Here is a 17,761-nt window from a genome sequence, read left to right as displayed (position 1 = left end):
CTCATGTATGTTGCCGTCAAGGGTGGCGAGACCGCCATCGCCAATGCCCACCGGCTGCTGGCCGACCGCCGCCGCGGCGACCGTTCGCTGCCGGCGATCGGCATCGAACAGATCGTGGCGCAGCTGGCGCTCGCCGTCGATCGCGTCATGGCCGAGGCTTCGCTTTTCGACCGCACACTCGCTGCCCTCGCCATCCGCCAATCGCGCGGTGACATGATCGAGGCGATCTTCCTGCTGCGCGCTTACCGCACGACGCTGCCGCGTTTCGGCTATTCCAAGCCGCTCGACACGGCTGATATGACGATCGAACGCCGCATCTCGGCGACCTACAAGGATCTGCCGGGCGGCCAGCTTCTTGGGCCCACCTTCGACTATACCCATCGGCTGCTCGATCCCTCGCTGCTTTCGGACGAGGCGGTGGAGACGCCCGCTCAGCGCGCCGCCGAGACCGGCCGTGTCATGCGCGTCTCCGAGATCCTCGGCGAGGAAGGCCTGATCGAGGCCGACGGCGACATGCCGGAAGATCACGAGATCGGCGACCTGACCCGCGAACCGATGGAATTCCCGATGACCCGGGATCTCCGCCTGCAGGCGCTTGCCCGCGGCGACGAGGGCTTCCTGCTGGCGCTCGGTTATTCGACCCAGCGCGGCTATGGCCGCAACCACCCCTTCACCGGTGAAATCCGCATCGGCGACGTCGAGGTGGAATTCGACGTGCCGGAACTTGGTTTCGCCGTCTCGCTCGGCACGATCCAGATCACCGAATGCCAGATGGTCAACCAGTTCAAGGGGTCGGCCAAGGCGCCGCCGCAATTTACCCGCGGCTACGGCCTGGTCTTCGGCCAGAGCGAACGAAAGGCGATGGCGATGTCGCTGGTTGATCGTGCGCTTCGCGCCGAAGAGCTCGGCGAGGATATCACCGCACCGGCACAGGACGAGGAATTCGTCATCTCGCACTCCGACAACGTCCAGGCGACGGGCTTCGTCGAGCATCTGAAGCTTCCGCATTATGTGGACTTCCAGGCCGAACTCGATCTCGTCCGCCGCATGCGCCGCGAATTCGAAGCCGCCCGCAACGGTGGCGAAGACATGAAGGAAGCCGCCGAATGACCGATCTGGCCAGCTACAACTTCGCCTATCTCGACGAACAGACCAAGCGGATGATCCGCCGCGCCATCCTCAAGGCGATCGCCATTCCGGGTTACCAGGTGCCCTTCGCCTCGCGCGAAATGCCGATGCCCTATGGCTGGGGCACCGGCGGCGTGCAGGTGACGGCCTCGATTATCGGACCTGATGACGTGCTGAAGGTCATCGACCAGGGTGCCGACGACACGACCAACGCCGTTTCCATTCGCGCCTTCTTCCAGAAGGTCGCCAATGTCGCGGTGACGACGCATACAAAGGATGCAACGATCATCCAGACGCGCCACCGCATTCCCGAGGAAAAGCTCGAGGCCGGCCAGGTGCTCGTCTACCAGGTGCCGATCCCGGAGCCGCTGCGCTTCCTCGAGCCGCGCGAGACCGAGACGCGCAAGATGCACGCGCTCGAAGAATACGGCCTCATGCATGTGAAGCTCTACGAGGATATCGCTCATAACGGCCGCATCTCGCGGACTTACGCCTATCCGGTGAAGGTCCACGGCCGCTATGTCATGGACCCGTCGCCGACGCCGAAATTCGACAATCCGAAGATGCATATGTCGGATGCGCTGCAGCTCTTCGGCGCCGGACGCGAGAAACGCATCTATGCGGTTCCGCCCTATACCGACGTCGTCAGCCTGGATTTCGAGGATTACCCCTTCGATATCCAGCGCTTCGACAAGCCCTGCGCCCTTTGCGGCGCCGAGGACGTCTATCTCGACGAAGTGGTTCTCGACGATAAGGGCGGGCGGATGTTCGTCTGCTCCGACACCGATCATTGCGAAGACCGCCGCGCGCATGGACATGCCGGCGAGATGCTGGCCCGGGAGGCTGCAGAATGAGCGATACCCCCCTCCTCAAGGTTCACGACGTTTCGAAATTCTACGGCAACCGCATCGGCTGCCGCGACGTCTCGTTCGAGCTCTGGCCCGGCGAAGTGCTCGCCATCGTCGGTGAATCCGGCTCTGGCAAGACGACGCTGCTCAACTGCCTCTCCACCCGGCTGCTGCCGAGCACCGGCAGCGTCGAATATCACATGCGCGACGGCAGCTACCGCGACCTTTATCGTATGAACGAAGCCGAGCGGCGTTTCCTGATGCGCACCGATTGGGGCTTCGTGCATCAGAACCCGGCCGATGGCCTGCGCATGACCGTTTCTGCCGGCGCCAATGTCGGCGAACGGTTGATGGCGATCGGCGACCGGCACTACGGCAAGATCCGCGCTTCGGCGATCGACTGGCTCGAACGCGTCGAGATCGACGCCGACCGCATCGACGACCAGCCGCGCGCCTTTTCTGGCGGCATGCGCCAGCGATTGCAGATCGCCCGCAACCTCGTCACCGGCCCGCGCCTCGTCTTCATGGATGAACCCACAGGCGGCCTCGACGTCTCGGTGCAGGCGCGGCTGCTCGATCTCGTGCGCGGCCTCGTCAACGATCTCGGTCTCTCGGCCATCATCGTCACCCACGATCTCGCCGTCGCCCGTCTGCTCTCGCACCGGATGATGGTGATGAAGGACGGTTACGTCATCGAACACGGGCTGACCGACCGCGTGCTCGACGACCCGCGCGAACCCTATACGCAGCTGCTCGTCTCCTCGATCCTGCAGGTCTGAGGTCCTAAACCAAGGAAGAAGAAATCATGGCAACGCCCCTCGTCGTTTCCGAAGTCTCGAAGAGCTTCACCATGCATCTGCGCGACGGCATCAAGCTGCCCGTCGTCTCCGATGTCGCCTTCTCGGTCGCATCGGGCGAATGTGTCGTGCTCGGCGGCCCATCGGGCATCGGCAAGAGCTCGCTGCTCAAGATGATCTACGGCAATTATGCCGTCGACACCGGCCAGATCCTCATCCGCCACGACGGACGCATCGTCGATCTCGCCTCCACCGATCCGCGCACCGTGCTCAACGTCCGCCGCAATACACTCGGCTATGTCAGCCAATTCCTGCGCACCGTGCCGCGCGTCGCGGCGATCGACGTGGTTGCCGAACCGCTGGTGGCGCGCGGCGAGGACGCCGCCACGGCGCGGCAAAAGGCGGGCGCCCTGCTTGCCAGGCTCAATCTGCCGGAAACGCTCTGGCAGCTTCCGCCCGCCACCTTCTCCGGCGGCGAGCAGCAACGCGTCAACATCGCGCGCGGCTTCATCACCGAGCATACGATTCTGCTTCTCGACGAACCCACAGCCTCGCTCGATGCCAGGAACCGTGCCGTCGTCGTCGGCATGATCGCGGAAAAGAAGAAGGCGGGGGTGGCCCTTCTCGGCATCTTCCACGACGAGGAAGTGCGCGAAGCCGTCGCCGACCGCATTCTCGACGTCCAGCAGTTCTCACCCGGAAAGATCGCTGCATGAGCCGCAAGCTTGATATCGAGCCCTATTTTCATGAAACGGCATCCGTCAGCGATTCCACCTTCGGGCGCTATACCGAGGTCTCGGAACGCTGCCGCATCAGCGAGGCCACGTTCGGCGACTATTCCTACATCATGCAGGATGGCTCCGTCTGGTGTGCGACGATCGGCAAGTTCGTCAATATCGCCGCCGCCGTGCGCATCAATGCCACCAACCATCCGACCTGGCGCGCGACACTGCATCATTTCACCTATCGCGCCGCCGACTACTGGCCGGACGGCGACATGGAGACGGACTTCTTTGCCTGGCGGCGCGCAAACCGCGTGACCATCGGCAACGACGTCTGGATCGGCCACGGCGCGACGATCCTGCCCGGCGTCAACGTCGGCAACGGCGCGGTGATCGGAGCCGGCGCCGTCGTGTCGAAGGACGTCGCGCCCTATACGATCGTCGGCGGCGTGCCGGCCAAGTTCATCCGCGAGCGCTTTCCAAGAGAGGTCGGCGAACGGATGGACAGGCTTTCCTGGTGGGACTGGGATCATGACCGGCTGCGCCAGGCGCTCCAGGATTTCCGCAACCTGGGCGCGGAAGATTTCCTGTGCCGCTACGGCGGTTAAAACCCCCGATATAGGGGCGAAGAATTGTGACAGGACTTACACAAATATGACATGTGAGGTTCATCAAGCGGGACTAATGCGATGCTGATCAAGGCCTGGATCGCAAGGGAAGAGCATGATGTTCGAGCTGAAGAATGTCACACGTCGTTTCGGAAAAAAGCTCGCTGTCGATTCCGTCACGCTCGCCATTCCCCAAGGCCAGATGGTCGGCATCATCGGCCGCTCCGGCGCCGGCAAGTCGACGCTGCTGCGCATGATCAACCGCCTGCAGGAGCCGAGCTCCGGCTCCGTTCATTTCGCCGGCGTCGAGGTCTCCGGGCTTCGCGGCCAGGCGCTGCGCAACTGGCAGCGCGACTGCGCGATGATCTTCCAGCAGTTCAACCTGTTGCCGCGCCTCGACGTTCTCACCAATGTCATGCTCGGCCGCCTCAATCACCGCTCGACGCTTATGAGCCTGCTCAACATCTTCACCCGCGAGGAACGCGTGCATGCCATCGCGGCACTGGAACGCCTCGGCATCGAGCAGACGGCGCTGCAGGCAGCCGGCACGCTTTCCGGCGGCCAGCAGCAGCGCGTGGCGATCGCTCGCGCGCTGATGCAGAACCCGAAGATGGTGCTCGCCGACGAGCCGATCGCCTCGCTCGATCCGTTGAACGCCAAGATCGTCATGGATGCGCTGCGCGACATCAACGAGCGCGAGGGCATCACCGTCATCACCAACCTTCATACGCTCGACACCGCCCGCAACTATTGTGAGCGCATCGTCGGCATGGCCGGCGGCCGCGTCGTCTTCGAGGGCAAGCCCTCGGAGCTGACCGCCGCAGCGGTGAAGGAAATCTACGGGACGGACAAGGACGGCGCCGGCATCGACGAAACGGTGACCTCGACATCGATCAATACAGCCCCCGAGCGGGCAGACAATCAATCCGCCGGCACCCAACCGCTGGCGCTGGCCGGCCTTTGAGAGGCAGCCGCGATCGAGCGCCCGCGTCAAGGGCACACTTCTTCGTAACGGGAAGGCCGGAGACACCGGTCAATAGGAGAGAACATGTTGAAGAAAGCACTCTTTGCGGCAACGGCGCTCTTCGCGCTCGCCGGCGCTGCCCATGCTGCAGACCTCAAGGAATTCCGCATCGGCATCCTCGGCGGCGAAAACGAAACCGACCGCCTGCGCAACTATGCCTGCCTTGCCGACCACCTGAAGCAGGAATTCGGCTTCGAGAAGGTTTCGCTCTTCCCGGCCGCCGACTATGACGGCGTGATCCAGGGTCTGCTCGGCGGCACGCTCGACTTCGCCGAACTCGGCGCCTCCGGCTACGCAGCCGTCTACATCAAGGATCCAAAGGCTGTCACGCCGATCCTGACGACGCAGCAGAAGGACGGCTCGACGGGTTACCACTCGATCGGCCTCGCTCTGAAATCATCGGGCATCAAGACCATCCAGGACGCCAAGGGCAAGAAGCTCGGCTACGCCGACCCGGATTCCACCTCCGGCTACCTCGTTCCGCTGACGCAGATCCCGAAGGACACGGGCATGCCGAACGATAAGTTCTTCGCTTCGACCCAGTTCAACGGCGGCCACGAGAACAACCTTCTCGCCGCCTATGACGGTAAGGTCGACGTCGCCGTCGACGATAGCTCGGGCATCGGCGATTTCAAGGACGGCTACACCTCCGGCACCTTCCGCAAGGAAGTCGACAAGGGCGCCGTCGATCCGAACAAGCTGGTCGAAGTATGGCGTTCGCCGCTGATTCCGAACGGCCCGCTCGTCGTTCGCAACGCTCTCGGCGAAGAATGGCAGACGAAGCTTGCAGGCTTCTTCACGGCTCTGCCGGAAAAGGATCACAAGTGCTTCGCGGCTATCGAAGGCGGCGATTACAAGGGCTACTCGCCCGTCAAGCACGACTTCTACAACACTGTCGTTGAAGTCCGCAAAGCTGCCATCGGCGGCTGATCGGCCTCTTGAATGCGGGGCGGCCGGAAACGGCCGCCCTTTATCTTTGACTACAGCGCCGCGCGTCTTAGACGCGCAAAGGACGCTGTAGCACTTTGAATTGCTGCATAATTTTATCCTCAAATCGATTCCGATTTGAGGATAGAATTATGAAGTAGGCGAGGCGTTGATGACTATTGCCGATACACAGCCGCACATGCAGAGCACGAAGGAGATCGGCACCGCCTGGGAGCGGATGGTCGCCAAGCGCCGCTTCTACACCATCCTCGGCCTGGTTATCCTCATTGCGGCTTTCATCAGTTCGGTCCGCTTCGCCGACGAGAGCAATGCCGGCCATTTCTTCGACCGCCTGCCGCATCTCTTCGACTTCCTGAGCTGGCTCATCCCCAAGGATTGGCACGATGTCTGGCGCGCGCTGTTCGACATAGCGAGCGTCAACGACAAGGGCGGCGAGGAATTCAATTTCGACAAGGGACGCGTCTATGTCTGGGGCGACTTCTACATTCCCGAATATTTCGAGCTGATGATCGTCACCATCAACGTGGCGCTGATCTCGACGATCATCGCCTTCGTCATTGCCGTTCCCTTGAGCTTCTTTGCCGCGCGCAACCTGACGAATTCATGGCCGTTGCGCATCTTCACCAAGCGGCTGATGGAGTTTCTGCGCGCCTTCCCTGAAATCGTCATTGCCGGGCTGTTTTCGGCGATCCTGTCGATCGGGCCGGTCGCCGCCATCATCGCCATCACCCTGCACACGATCGGCGCGCTCGGCAAACTCTTCTACGAAGTGGCCGAAAATATCGACATGAAGCCTCACGAGGGCATGAAGGCCGTCGGCGCCAACTGGTGGGAACGCGTGCGCTTTGCCGCCCTGCCGCAAGTGCTGCCGAATTTCACCTCCTATGCGCTGCTGCGCCTCGAGGTCAATGTGCGTGCCTCGACCATCATCGGCGCCGTCGGCGGCGGTGGCATCGGCGAGGAGCTGAAGCTTTCGATCTCGCGCGGTTTCGGCGCCAAGACCATGGCGCTCGTTCTGCTGCTGTTCGTGACGATCGTCGCCGTCGACCAGTTCTCCGCATGGCTGCGCCGCCGTCTTGTCGGTGAACACGCCTTCCTCCTGCAACATTGAGGCCGCCATGACGGTGATCGACGCAAACCGCATGCACGAGATAGAAACCCGCTACCCCGAATATTTCCACCGATCGCTCCGCCAGCGTTTCGGCGGGCTGATGATCCTCATCGCAACGCTGCTCTACAGCCTCTATGCCGTCTGGTTCTTCGACCTGCCCAAGCTCTTCGCCGAGGCCCATTGGGAGCGCGTCGGCATCTATCTCAGCCAATGGGTGAGCTACGACGTCCAGCCGGAATTCCGCATTGGGGACGACGGCTCGATCGACATCCGTTATCCGCGTTTCTCGCCGCTCGGCGACAATCCGCATCCGGACTGGCTGGTCAACAACCCCGACGGCAGCATCACCGTTTCGATCAGCGGCACCAGCCGCACCGTCACCGTCTCGAAGAGCGAGACAATCGTCACCGCGCATGGCGTCAGCGTCCCGGTGGACGTTTCGAGCGGTGCGCCCGAGGTCGTCGGGCCGGTGCCCGGCTGGATAACGGTCTATGACGACAACGTGCTGGCCGATCTCGGCTTTGCCGGCAATGTCAGCATCTCCGTCGACCGGGTGAAGATCCGCAAACGTTTCATCGGCTGGGCAAATTTCATCTTCGACACGCAATCATCCTTCTTCGACAAGCCGGTCGGCGAGGTCGTCAGCCTCATCGTCTCCGGCCCCCGCATCAAGTCCGACCAATCCAATCTGTCGCTCGCCTTCGACGACATCTGGAACAACAGCGAATGGCAGCACGGTGACGTCTGGACCAAGCTTTTCCAGACGATCGTCATGGCTTTCCTCGGCACGCTGCTCGGCGCGCTTACCGCCTTTCCGCTGGCCTTCCTGGCAGCCCGCAACATTACGCCGAACCGCCTGCTGAACCAGGTCCTGAAGCGCTTCTTCGATTTCCTGCGCTCGGTCGACATGCTGATCTGGGCGCTGTTCCTGACGCGCGCCTTCGGGCCTGGACCGCTTGCCGGCAGCGGTGCGATCTTCCTCACCGAGACCGGCACGCTCGGCAAGCTCTATTCCGAAGGCCTCGAGAATATCGACAACAAGCCGCGGGAAGGCGTCAAATCAACAGGCGCCCAGACCGTGCTCGTTCATCGTTACGGCATTATGCCGCAGATCGTTCCCGTCTTCGTCAGCCAGACGCTCTACCAATGGGAATCGAACGTGCGCGGCGCGACCATCATCGGCGCCGTCGGCGCCGGCGGAATCGGCCTCAAGCTGTGGGAGGCCATGCGCACCAATGCCAATTGGGAAAACGTCGCCTACATGGTCATTCTGATCCTGATCGTCGTCTTCATTTTCGACACCGCCTCGAACGCCCTGCGCCACCGGCTAATGGGCACGAAAGCCCACTGATCCGTCCGTCAAAGCAGTGGCGGCGCTGCCGCCATCATCATTCTGTCACGGAAATCTTTTAGCCGGGAGCCTGCTTGCGGTTCGCCGTCAAATCACTGCACAGTGCCCTCCCCGTTTGGACGATCTCCAGGATAAAAGCCTTGCGCTACGCTCTCTATTTCTCGCCGCCGAAGGATGATCCCCTGACCGGCGCGGCCTCGCTCTGGCTCGGTCGCAATGCTTTCACCGGCGAGACTTATCCGGCACCGGAATATGAGCAACTGAGTGCGGCAGAGCAATTCGAGCTGACCGCCGACCCGCGCCGCTACGGCTTTCACGCCACGATCAAGGCGCCCTTTTCGCTCGCCTCTTCGGTCACCGAGAAGGATCTCATGACCGTCGCCGAGGATTTTGCTAAGCGCACGCAAGCCTTCGAGATTCCTGAACTCGTGCTCGGCCAGCTCGGCCGTTTTTTTGCTCTCGTTCCCGGTTCTGTTCATCAACCTCTTCAGGATTTCGCCGCGAAGGTGGTAAGGTCGTTCGAACCGTTTCGCGCAGCGCTTTCCGAGGCCGATATGGCGCGGCGCAGTCCGGAGAAGCTCAGCGACAGCCAGCGTGCCCATCTGCAGCGCTGGGGTTATCCTTACGTCATGGAGGATTTCGGCTTTCACATGACGCTGACCGGCCAGGTGCCCGAGACACGCGCCGAGGTGATGAAAGCGATTCTGACCGAGCGTTTTGCCGGTTTCACCGGCCGGCCGCTTTCGATTTCCGGCCTTGCCGTCTTCATCGAAGAGACGCGCGGTGCCCCGTTCAAAATTCATTCCTGGCTGCCGCTTGCCGGCGCCAAAAGCTGAAAGACCTGACGCCATGAGCAAAGAGACCGTGTTTTCCAACGCCCGCATCGTTCTCGAGGACGACATCCTCTCGGGCTCGATCCTCATCCGCGACGGGAAGATCGCCGACATCTCCGGGGGCAACTCGGTAGCCGGCGAAGATTTCGAAGGCGACTACGTCATTCCCGGTCTCGTCGAGCTGCACACCGATCATCTCGAAGGCCACTATCAGCCGCGCCCCGGCATTCGCTGGAACAAGATAGCGGCCATCCAGGCGCATGACGCCCAGATCGTCACCTCAGGCATTACCACGGTGTTCGACTGCCTGCGCATGGGTGCGGACGAGGACGGTGGCTTCGAACATGGCGAGATGCGCGAGATGGCCGACGCCATCCAGTCGGCGGAGACGGAAGGCAGGCTGCGTGCCGAGCACCTCATCCATTTGCGCTGCGAGGTCTCGGCCGACAATGTCCTCGAACATTTCGCCGATTTCGAAAACGACCGGCATGTGCGGCTCGTCTCGCTGATGGATCATGCGCCCGGCCAGCGTCAGTTTCAGACGATGGATCAATATATCTTCTACTACCAGAAGAAGCGGGGCCTGAGCGACGAGGCCTTCGCCCATTTCGTCGCCAAGCGCCAGGCAGAATCGGCGCGCAATTCGACGCCGCACCGCAACGCCATCGCCAAGGTCTGCGCCGAGCGCGGCATTACCGTGGCAAGCCATGACGATGCGACGCTCTCGCATGTCGACGAGGCGATCGACAACGGCGTGCGCCTGGCCGAATTCCCGACCAGCTTCGATGCCGCCCGGGCGTCGCACGGACATGGCATGAGCGTACTGATGGGCGCGCCGAACATCGTGCGCGGCAAATCCCATTCCGGCAACATCGCCGCCCGCGACCTTGCCGAGATGGGCGTGCTCGACGTGCTTTCCTCCGACTACGTGCCGCTCAGCCTGCTGCATGCGCCGTTCATCCTCGCCGATGAGGTGAAGAGCATCAGCCTGCCGAAGGCGATCGCCATGGTGACGTCGACGCCCGCCCGCACCGTCAGCCTCGATGATCGCGGACGGATCGCGACGGGGCTGCGCGCCGATCTCGTCCGCGTTCATCGTTCGCATGGTGTGCCGGTGACACGCTCGGTCTGGCGCCAAGGACGCCGTGTCGCATGATGTCACACGAACCCCACGCGGGAGCCGGAGCCGAGCGCGGCATCATGGTCGTCGTCGTCGGCCCGAGCGGTGCCGGCAAGGACACGCTGATGAACCTCGCGGCTCGGCGTTTCAAGGGCCGCGACGATGTGCATTTCGTCCGCCGCGTCATCACCCGTCACCGTGACGCCGGCGGCGAAGATCATCTTTCCGTCTCCCTCCAAGGTTTTGCCGCCATGGAGCAATCAGGCTCCTTCGCCGTCTGGTGGGAAGCGCACGGGCTGAAATACGGCATTCCGGCCGAGGTTTCGGTAGCGCTGTCGAAAGGCCACGTCGTCGTCGCCAACGGCTCGCGCTCGGCGCTTCATCGCTTCCAGGCCGCCTTCCCGCGTCTGAAAGTCATCAACGTCACCGCCCGCCCCGAAGTGCTCGCCGGCCGGCTGGAGGCGCGCGGCCGCGAGACGCATGAGGATATCATGGCCCGGCTTGCCCGCGGACCGCTGACGGTGCGCGGCGAATACGACGTGACGGAGCTCGACAATAGCGGCTCGCTCGAAGAGGCCGAGCAGAAGATGATCGAGATCCTGGACGGGTTGCTGACCAAGACGCACTGAACAGATCGAGAGGAAGGGCATGCGCGCCATCAAGGTGGTCGACTACGATCCTTCCTGGCCGCGGCTCTTTGCCGAGATCAGCACCGAGGTCTCCGCCTTGCTCGGCGACCGCCTGCTTTCCATCGACCATATCGGCAGCACCTCCGTGCCTGGCCTGGCGGCCAAGGCGAAGATCGACCTTGCTGCCGTGATGATATCCGACGCCTTCCTGCCGGCGGCGATCGAGGTGGTGCGCGCTGCCGATTTCGTCTTCCACGGTGACACAGGAGAGCAACGATGGGCCTTCACCCGTGATCATGAAGGTCATGGTTTCAAGCTCTATCTTTGCGGACCCGATAATCGCTCACATCGGGAGCGCATTCTGTTTCGCGATTATCTCCGGGATCATCCCGAGAGGGCCAAAGCCTATGCCGAGCTGAAACGCCGGCTGGCTGCGGAGGCAGGCGGCGATTGGGATTTTTACACCGGCGGAAAGACCGAGTTTGTCAGCGAGACGGTTCGGCTGGGCTGCCTTGAGGACATGAAATGGAGTGCCCCTGCACTCCATGCCACTATCGATTAATCGCTGTCGCCCCGTCCCGAGACGATCTCGCGCTTGCCGACGTGATTGGCCGGACCGACCAGACCTTCTTTTTCCATGCGTTCCACCAACGAAGCAGCGCGGTTATAGCCGATGCCAAGGCGGCGCTGGATGTAGGAGGTCGAGCATTTCTTGTCGCGCATGACGACCTTGACCGCCTGCTCGTAGAGTTCGTTGCCATCCTCCGAGGCCATGGCGCTCTTGTCGAAGACGGCGCCAGCTTCTTCCTCCTCCGTCTCGTCCTCCTCGTCGGCGGTGACGGTATCGAGATATTCGGGGCGACCCTGAGTCTTTAGATGGGCAACGACCTTTTCGACCTCGACATCCGAGACGAAGGGGCCGTGAACGCGGGAAATCCGCCCGCCGCCCTGCATGTGCAGCATGTCTCCCTGACCGAGCAGCTGTTCAGCACCCTGTTCACCGAGAATGGTGCGGCTGTCGATCTTCGAGGTCACCTGGAAGGAAATGCGGGTCGGGAAGTTCGCCTTGATCGTGCCGGTGATGACGTCGACCGACGGACGCTGTGTCGCCATGATCAGATGGATGCCGGCAGCGCGCGCCATCTGGGCGAGGCGTTGGATCGCGCCTTCGATGTCCTTGCCGGCGACCATCATCAGGTCGGCCATCTCATCGACGATGACGACGATATAGGGCATCGGCGTCAGGTCCAGCTCCTGGCTTTCCTCGATCGGAGTGCCGGTGCCCTTGTCGAAGCCGACCTGGACCATGACATGGATGGTCTCGCCCTTTTCACGGGCCTGGGCGACGCGGTCGTTGTAACCGTCGATGTTGCGGACACCGAGGCGCGACATCTTGCGATAGCGCTCTTCCATTTCGCGCACGGCCCATTTCAGCGCCATAACCGCCTTCTTCGGATCGGTGACGACGGGCGTCAGCAGATGCGGGATGCCGTCATAGACGGAGAGTTCGAGCATCTTCGGGTCGACCATGATCAGGCGGCACTGTTCCGGCGTCATGCGGTAGAGCAGAGACAGGATCATCGTATTGATGGCGACCGACTTGCCGGAACCGGTGGTGCCGGCGACAAGCAGATGTGGCATCTTCGCGAGCTCGGCGATGACAGGCTCGCCGCCGATGGTCTTGCCGAGGCCGAGCGCCAGCTTGTAGCCGCTCTTCTCGAAATCCTGGCTTTCGATCATCTCGCGGAAATAGACGGTCTCACGTGTCACATTCGGCAATTCGATGCCGATGACGTTACGGCCGGGGACGACGGCGACACGGGCCGAGAGCGCCGACATCGAGCGGGCGATATCGTCGGCAAGACCGATGACGCGCGAGGATTTCACGCCCGGCGCCGGCTCGAATTCATAGAGGGTGACGACAGGACCGGGACGGACATGGATGATCTCGCCCTTGATGCCGAAATCTTCCAGCACGCTTTCCAGAAGCCCGGCATTCTGCTCCAGCGTCTCCTGCGACATGATCTCGCCGAGGCGTTCCGGCGGTTCCTGCAGAAGGGCGCGCGGCGGGAATTCATAGCCGGATGCGTCGATCCTTTCGGGCCTCGCAACTAGGCGCGGCGACGGCAGAACCGCGGCGACAGGCGGCGTGCGTTGCGGCGCCGGCGCGGCCGGGGGTGCTGATGCAATTTGAGGGGCTGGCGCGACCCGAGAGGTTGCTACCGCCTGAGGTGCCAGTACGACCGGCGCCTCGACAGCAATACGCCTCGGCCTTTCCAGGGGTGGGGCGGCCGGAAGGCGCACGGCCACCTTTGCGGAGACCGCGGCGGGCGGAAGGGCTGGGCGGGAGACGACGGGAGCAGGGGCCGGCCGGCCGGGGCGCCATTCCATGATCCGGAACAGCGACGTGATCGACTCGGGCGAGGTCTCGGTCTTCGGGAACGAGATCAAGGAAGCCGCGCGCACCGGCGCCTCTTCGAAGGCCATGACTTCCCAGAAGGCGAAATCGGAAATGGACGAAAGCTCGGCGCTGGCGCGGAAGGCGGGCGCGCCGGGCTCGTCAGGCAAAGGTGACTGCTGCAATTCGATCCTTTGCGGTGCTGCGGAAATTTCGTCCGGCTCCGGCAGATAAATATCGAACGGTACGTCGACGGCAACCGGCTCTATCCGTATCGCCTGCTGTCCAATCTGCGAATCATCGCGAACGGGCTCATTCGGGGCGCGCCGCTTGCTGATCAGCGTTTCCGGTGTGCGGGTGAAACGGACATTCGGCGCGAGGGAAAAGTTGCTCTGCCAGATGGGCGCCGCCGGCTTCTCCCCTGGGTTTTCCTCCGGAAGGTCCGTTTCAATCTCGCTGGAAAAATCTCCGGCATCCGTCAAATTGGTTCTGGGAAAACGCATGCGTCCACTACTCACTCATGCTTTGCAAATTACGACCCTACCGGGATAGAAAAGGAAGGTTAATAAGTTCCTTCCTGCCGTATCGTACCGATACGACTCCCGGAGATAAATCTCTGCACTTTCAATGAGTTCTGGCAGTGAGAAAAATCTTTGCCGATTTTGCCGAGGCGCTCTGAAGCGCGTCGCAATCTTTCAGATCGCTCCTGGGGCTTTAGGCTTCATTCCACGCATGTCGTTGCCGCAAAACCGCCGCACAGTTTTGCGCGACATGCTTTTAATGCGCCTCGTCCCAATTGGTGGCGGCGCGTGCATCGACCCTCAGCGGCACACGCATTTCCAGCGCCGGCATGGTGGCGTTTTCCATGACCGAGACGATGACCGGCATCGCCTTTTCGACATCCCCGTCCTCGACCTCGAAGATGAGTTCGTCATGCACCTGCAGCAGCATTCTGACGCGATCGGCGAGGCCAACTTCAACAAGCGCTGGCTCTATCTTGATCATCGCCCGGCGGATGACGTCGGCAGCCGAACCCTGGATCGGCGCATTGATCGCCGCACGCTCGTTGAAGGCGCGCACGGATGGATTGGACGAGCGGATTTCGGGATAGTTGATGCGGCGGCCGAAGATCGTTTCGACATAACCCTTGTCGCGCGCCATGGCCTTTCGGCTTTCCATATAGTCGCGGATGCCGGGGAAACGCTCGAAATACTTCTTGATGTAGTCGCCGGCTTCCGAACGCTCGATCGAAAGCTGATTGGCAAGGCCGAAGGCCGAGATGCCGTAGATGATGCCGAAATTGATGGCCTTGGCGCGGCGGCGCACCTCGCCCGGCATGCCTTCCACCGGCACGCCGAACATTTCCGAGGCCGTCATAGCGTGGATATCGACGCCATCTTCGAAGGCCTTGGTGAGTTGCGGGATCTCGGCCACATGGGCAAGCACGCGCAGTTCGATCTGGCTGTAGTCGGCGGAGATCAGCTTGTGGCCAGGCGTCGAGATGAAGGCGGTGCGAATCTTGCGGCCTTCGGCGGTGCGCACCGGAATGTTCTGCAGGTTCGGCTCGGACGAGGACAGGCGCCCCGTGGTCGTCGATGCCAGCGAATAGGAGGTGTGGACCCGCTTTGTCTCGGGGTGAACGTAACCCGGAAGCGCGTCGGTATAGGTGGATTTCAGCTTGGTGACCTGGCGCCAGTCGACGATCTTGCGCGGCAATTCGAAACCGGCGGCGGCCAGATCCTCGAGCACCTGGGCGGAGGTGGACCATTGGCCTGTCTTCGTCTTGTTGCCGCCGCCAAGGCCCATCTTGCCGAACAGGATATCGCCCAGCTGCTTCGGCGAGCCAATGTTGAAACGTTCGCCGGCCAGCACGTAGATCTCGTCCTCCAGCCTTGCTGCACTTTGGGCCAGCTCGCCGGAGAGCCGCGACAGGATCTGCCGGTCCACGGTGATGCCGCGCGCTTCCATGCGCGCCAGCACCGGTAACAGCGGCCGCTCCAGCCGTTCATAGACACTGGTCAGCCCTGCCGCCGCCAGCCGCGGCTTCAGCACCAGCCAGAGGCGCAGCGTGACGTCGGCATCTTCGGCGGCATAGTGGGTGGCGCGGTCGATGTCGACCAGATCGAAGGTGACATTCGCCCTGCCGCTGCCCGCCACGTCCTTATAGGGGATCGGGGTATGGCCGAGGAATTTTTCCGAGAGCGGGTCCATGCCATGCGCACCGGTGCCGGCGTCGAGCACGTAGGAGATCAGCATCGTGTCGTCGAAACTCCTGGTCTCGATGCCGTAGCGCTTCATCAGCAGGTAGTCGTATTTCAGGTTCTGGGCGACCTTGAGAACCGATTCGTCTTCCAGCAATGCCTTCAGCCGCGGCAGGGCATCGCCCATCGGGATCTGGTTTTCGGCAAGGCCGCCGCCGAGCAGATCGCCGACGCCGTTCTTGTGGACGAGCGGCACATAGGCGGCACGGATCTTCGTGCCGGTGGGATCGGCCGTATTGTCGGCGATCGCCATCGAGAAGCCGACAAGCTCGGCCTGCATCGCATCCAGCGACGTGGTCTCGGTATCGAAAGCAACGAGGCCGGTGGCACGCGCATCGGCGATCCAGCGGTCGAGCGTCGCCAGATCGCGGATCGTGACATAGGCCGAATGATCGAAGGGCAGCGTCGCAAAGGCCTCGGCCCGCGCCTTGGCAAGATCGGCGGGCGAAAAGGCGCCTTCGACGGCGGCTTTCGCCTTCACCCGCGGCGGCACCGGCACGGATTCGCCCGAGACTTCAGGGATGCCGCCGGCAACGGGCTCGGGCTCGGCCGCATCGAGATCCGGGCCGCGGGCCGTCTCACCCCATTCGATGCGGACGATCGCCGGTTCGATGGCGCTCGCATCGCAATCGCAGGCTTCGGCGACACGGCGCGTCAGCGTGGTGAATTCCATCGTCTTCAGGAAGCCGATCAGCTTCGGGCCGTTCTGCGGTTCCAGCACCAGCGCGTCGAGATCGAGATCGAGCGGCACATCGGTGCGCAGCCGCACGAGATCTCGCGAGAGCCTGGCCATGTCGAGATTGGCGAGGATCGTCTCACGGCGCTTGACCTGCTTGATCTCGGTGGCGCGTTCGAGCAGGGTGTCGAGATCGCCGTATTCTTCGAGGAGCTGGGCGGCGGTTTTCGGGCCGATGCCGGGAATGCCGGGAACATTATCGACCGAATCGCCGGTCATCGCCTGCAGGTCGATCATCTTTTCCGGCGGCACGCCCCATTTCTCGATGACATCGGGAATGCCGATCTGCTTGTCCTTCATGCTGTCATACATGTGGACATTGGGGCTGACGAGCTGCATCAGATCCTTGTCGGAGGAGACGATGGTGACATCGCCGCCGGTCGCTTCGGCTTGGCGGGCATAGGTGGCGATGATGTCGTCGGCCTCGAAGCCTTCGGTCTCGATGCAGGGCAGATTAAAGGCGCGGGTCGCCTCTCTTATAAGGCCGAATTGCGGGATGAGCTCTTCCGGCGGCGCGGAGCGGTTCGCCTTGTAGGCGTTGTAGAGATCCTTGCGAAACGTCTTGGCGGAATAATCGAAGATGACGGCAAGATGTGTCGGCGTCACGCCGACATCGGTATTGCGCGCGTCCTTCAGCAGCTTCCACAGCATGTTGCAGAAACCGGACACGGCGCCGATCGGCAGGCCATCGGTCTTGCGCGTCAGCGGCGGCAGTGCATGAAACGCCCGGAAGATGAATCCGGAACCATCGACTAGGAAGAGGTGATCGCCTTTTTTCATGCGTGCATGGATAGCGCGGGCATGGGACGAGGTCCATATAGAGTTCGGCATAAAGTTCGACGCGCGAAAAGGATTATGGCGTTCGGACCGCTATGTCGCCGCGCGCATTGTCGGACGCGCAAAGGACGCTGAGTACTGGGCGTTGCTGCATAATTTTGTCCTTCGATCGATTCCGATTCCCGAAATCCTGCAGCAGGGATTCCGGCTCACCAAACTGTTACCGATTTGTAACCATGGCCCTCCCTTGAAAAACCACATTCTAAGGCACAAATCCATGTCACCGGCACTTGATTGCGCCGCGGGTCTGATTACCGGCTTGTCCCCCGCCGCGTCAGGCTTGGACAAAGGCCTTATCCCCCTCTCCGGGCCTTTGTCCCCACTTTAAAGTCGCCATGGCCAACCTCCAGGCCATGGCGACTTTTGTTTTTTCGAGACACTCGAAATTATCATCGCAGCTTGCATGTTAT

Annotated in this window: 15 protein-coding genes; 13 read left to right on the top strand and 2 right to left on the bottom strand. The window is 62.1% G+C overall.

The features are described from left to right. Positions 1-3: 3 nt before the first annotated feature. The 13 genes from N2600_RS23210 to N2600_RS23150 all read left to right on the top strand — a co-directional run bounded on the left by N2600_RS23210 (position 4) and on the right by N2600_RS23150 (position 11,681). Entirely contained in the window at positions 4-1,110 is a 1,107-nt protein-coding gene (locus N2600_RS23210; protein ID WP_018495759.1) for a carbon-phosphorus lyase complex subunit PhnI, read from the top strand. After that, the gene (locus N2600_RS23205; RefSeq protein ID WP_260297507.1) at positions 1,107-1,982 is read left to right on the top strand and encodes an alpha-D-ribose 1-methylphosphonate 5-phosphate C-P-lyase PhnJ; all 876 of its coding nucleotides are present in this window, start codon (positions 1,107-1,109) and stop codon (positions 1,980-1,982) included. The genes N2600_RS23210 and N2600_RS23205 overlap by 4 nt, the downstream gene beginning before the upstream one ends. Next, positions 1,979-2,755, top strand: coding sequence for a phosphonate C-P lyase system protein PhnK (gene phnK / locus N2600_RS23200; protein ID WP_003544413.1), 777 nt, complete (start codon positions 1,979-1,981; stop codon positions 2,753-2,755). Before N2600_RS23205 ends, phnK begins: the two co-directional genes overlap by 4 nt. A gap of 26 nt (positions 2,756-2,781) precedes the next feature. Beyond that, complete coding sequence (gene phnL / locus N2600_RS23195) at positions 2,782-3,489, top strand: phosphonate C-P lyase system protein PhnL (protein ID WP_260297506.1); 708 nt, start codon at positions 2,782-2,784, stop codon at positions 3,487-3,489. Further along, positions 3,486-4,103 (top strand): DapH/DapD/GlmU-related protein, encoded by a 618-nt coding sequence (locus N2600_RS23190; RefSeq protein WP_260297505.1) that lies wholly within the window; start codon positions 3,486-3,488, stop codon positions 4,101-4,103. The genes phnL and N2600_RS23190 overlap by 4 nt, the downstream gene beginning before the upstream one ends. A 118-nt stretch (positions 4,104-4,221) precedes the next feature. Beyond that, positions 4,222-5,067, top strand: coding sequence for a phosphonate ABC transporter ATP-binding protein (gene phnC / locus N2600_RS23185; RefSeq protein WP_260297504.1), 846 nt, complete (start codon positions 4,222-4,224; stop codon positions 5,065-5,067). An 84-nt stretch (positions 5,068-5,151) separates the two neighbouring features. Then, the gene (gene phnD / locus N2600_RS23180; RefSeq protein ID WP_162115563.1) at positions 5,152-6,057 is read left to right on the top strand and encodes a phosphonate ABC transporter substrate-binding protein; all 906 of its coding nucleotides are present in this window, start codon (positions 5,152-5,154) and stop codon (positions 6,055-6,057) included. Between the two features lie 169 nt (positions 6,058-6,226). Next, positions 6,227-7,186 carry a phosphonate ABC transporter, permease protein PhnE gene (gene phnE / locus N2600_RS23175; protein WP_260297503.1) on the top strand — a complete coding sequence of 320 codons (960 nt, stop codon included), beginning with the start codon at positions 6,227-6,229 and terminating at the stop codon, positions 7,184-7,186. A gap of 7 nt (positions 7,187-7,193) precedes the next feature. Further along, a complete protein-coding gene (gene phnE / locus N2600_RS23170; protein WP_260297502.1) occupies positions 7,194-8,537 on the top strand; it encodes a phosphonate ABC transporter, permease protein PhnE in 1,344 nt (447 codons plus the stop codon). 140 nt (positions 8,538-8,677) lie between these two features. Further along, complete coding sequence (locus tag N2600_RS23165) at positions 8,678-9,373, top strand: DUF1045 domain-containing protein (protein WP_260297500.1); 696 nt, start codon at positions 8,678-8,680, stop codon at positions 9,371-9,373. Positions 9,374-9,386: 13 nt separating this feature from the next. Next, positions 9,387-10,526, top strand: a complete 1,140-nt coding sequence (locus N2600_RS23160) for an alpha-D-ribose 1-methylphosphonate 5-triphosphate diphosphatase (protein WP_260297499.1) — start codon at positions 9,387-9,389, stop codon at positions 10,524-10,526. Continuing rightward, positions 10,523-11,119 carry a phosphonate metabolism protein/1,5-bisphosphokinase (PRPP-forming) PhnN gene (gene phnN, locus N2600_RS23155; RefSeq protein WP_017966492.1) on the top strand — a complete coding sequence of 199 codons (597 nt, stop codon included), beginning with the start codon at positions 10,523-10,525 and terminating at the stop codon, positions 11,117-11,119. The genes N2600_RS23160 and phnN overlap by 4 nt, the downstream gene beginning before the upstream one ends. Positions 11,120-11,138: 19 nt before the next feature. After that, positions 11,139-11,681 carry a GrpB family protein gene (locus N2600_RS23150; RefSeq protein WP_260297498.1) on the top strand — a complete coding sequence of 181 codons (543 nt, stop codon included), beginning with the start codon at positions 11,139-11,141 and terminating at the stop codon, positions 11,679-11,681. On the opposite strand, the gene N2600_RS23145 is transcribed toward N2600_RS23150, so the two are convergent. Next, positions 11,678-14,020: a DNA translocase FtsK gene (locus N2600_RS23145; protein ID WP_260297497.1), complete on the bottom strand. Its 2,343-nt coding sequence runs from the start codon at positions 14,018-14,020 to the stop codon at positions 11,678-11,680. The genes N2600_RS23150 and N2600_RS23145 overlap by 4 nt on opposite strands. Positions 14,021-14,294: 274 nt before the next feature. Beyond that, complete coding sequence (gene polA, locus N2600_RS23140) at positions 14,295-17,294, bottom strand: DNA polymerase I (protein WP_260297496.1); 3,000 nt, start codon at positions 17,292-17,294, stop codon at positions 14,295-14,297. Positions 17,295-17,761: the final 467 nt, after the last annotated feature.

Origin of the sequence: Rhizobium sp. WSM1274 (assembly GCF_025200775.1) — a bacterium.
In the GTDB taxonomy this organism is placed as follows: domain Bacteria; phylum Pseudomonadota; class Alphaproteobacteria; order Rhizobiales; family Rhizobiaceae; genus Rhizobium; species Rhizobium leguminosarum_I.
Note: the sequence above shows the minus strand (reverse complement) of the source record. Positions and strands in the feature narration are given on the sequence as shown.

What these genes read in the sequence shown, in the direction of transcription:
- phnC (WP_260297504.1), top strand. Translation starts at nt 4,222, where the DNA reads ATGTTCGAGCTGAAGAATGTCACACGTCGTTTCGGAAAAAAGCTCGCT.
- N2600_RS23160 (WP_260297499.1), top strand. Translation starts at nt 9,387, where the DNA reads ATGAGCAAAGAGACCGTGTTTTCCAACGCCCGCATCGTTCTCGAGGAC.
- phnN (WP_017966492.1), top strand. Translation starts at nt 10,523, where the DNA reads ATGATGTCACACGAACCCCACGCGGGAGCCGGAGCCGAGCGCGGCATC.
- polA (WP_260297496.1), bottom strand. Translation starts at nt 17,294, where the DNA reads ATGAAAAAAGGCGATCACCTCTTCCTAGTCGATGGTTCCGGATTCATC.
- phnE (WP_260297503.1), top strand. Translation starts at nt 6,227, where the DNA reads ATGACTATTGCCGATACACAGCCGCACATGCAGAGCACGAAGGAGATC.
- phnD (WP_162115563.1), top strand. Translation starts at nt 5,152, where the DNA reads ATGTTGAAGAAAGCACTCTTTGCGGCAACGGCGCTCTTCGCGCTCGCC.
- phnE (WP_260297502.1), top strand. Translation starts at nt 7,194, where the DNA reads ATGACGGTGATCGACGCAAACCGCATGCACGAGATAGAAACCCGCTAC.
- N2600_RS23190 (WP_260297505.1), top strand. Translation starts at nt 3,486, where the DNA reads ATGAGCCGCAAGCTTGATATCGAGCCCTATTTTCATGAAACGGCATCC.
- N2600_RS23210 (WP_018495759.1), top strand. Translation starts at nt 4, where the DNA reads ATGTATGTTGCCGTCAAGGGTGGCGAGACCGCCATCGCCAATGCCCAC.
- N2600_RS23205 (WP_260297507.1), top strand. Translation starts at nt 1,107, where the DNA reads ATGACCGATCTGGCCAGCTACAACTTCGCCTATCTCGACGAACAGACC.
- phnL (WP_260297506.1), top strand. Translation starts at nt 2,782, where the DNA reads ATGGCAACGCCCCTCGTCGTTTCCGAAGTCTCGAAGAGCTTCACCATG.
- N2600_RS23145 (WP_260297497.1), bottom strand. Translation starts at nt 14,020, where the DNA reads ATGCGTTTTCCCAGAACCAATTTGACGGATGCCGGAGATTTTTCCAGC.
- N2600_RS23150 (WP_260297498.1), top strand. Translation starts at nt 11,139, where the DNA reads ATGCGCGCCATCAAGGTGGTCGACTACGATCCTTCCTGGCCGCGGCTC.
- phnK (WP_003544413.1), top strand. Translation starts at nt 1,979, where the DNA reads ATGAGCGATACCCCCCTCCTCAAGGTTCACGACGTTTCGAAATTCTAC.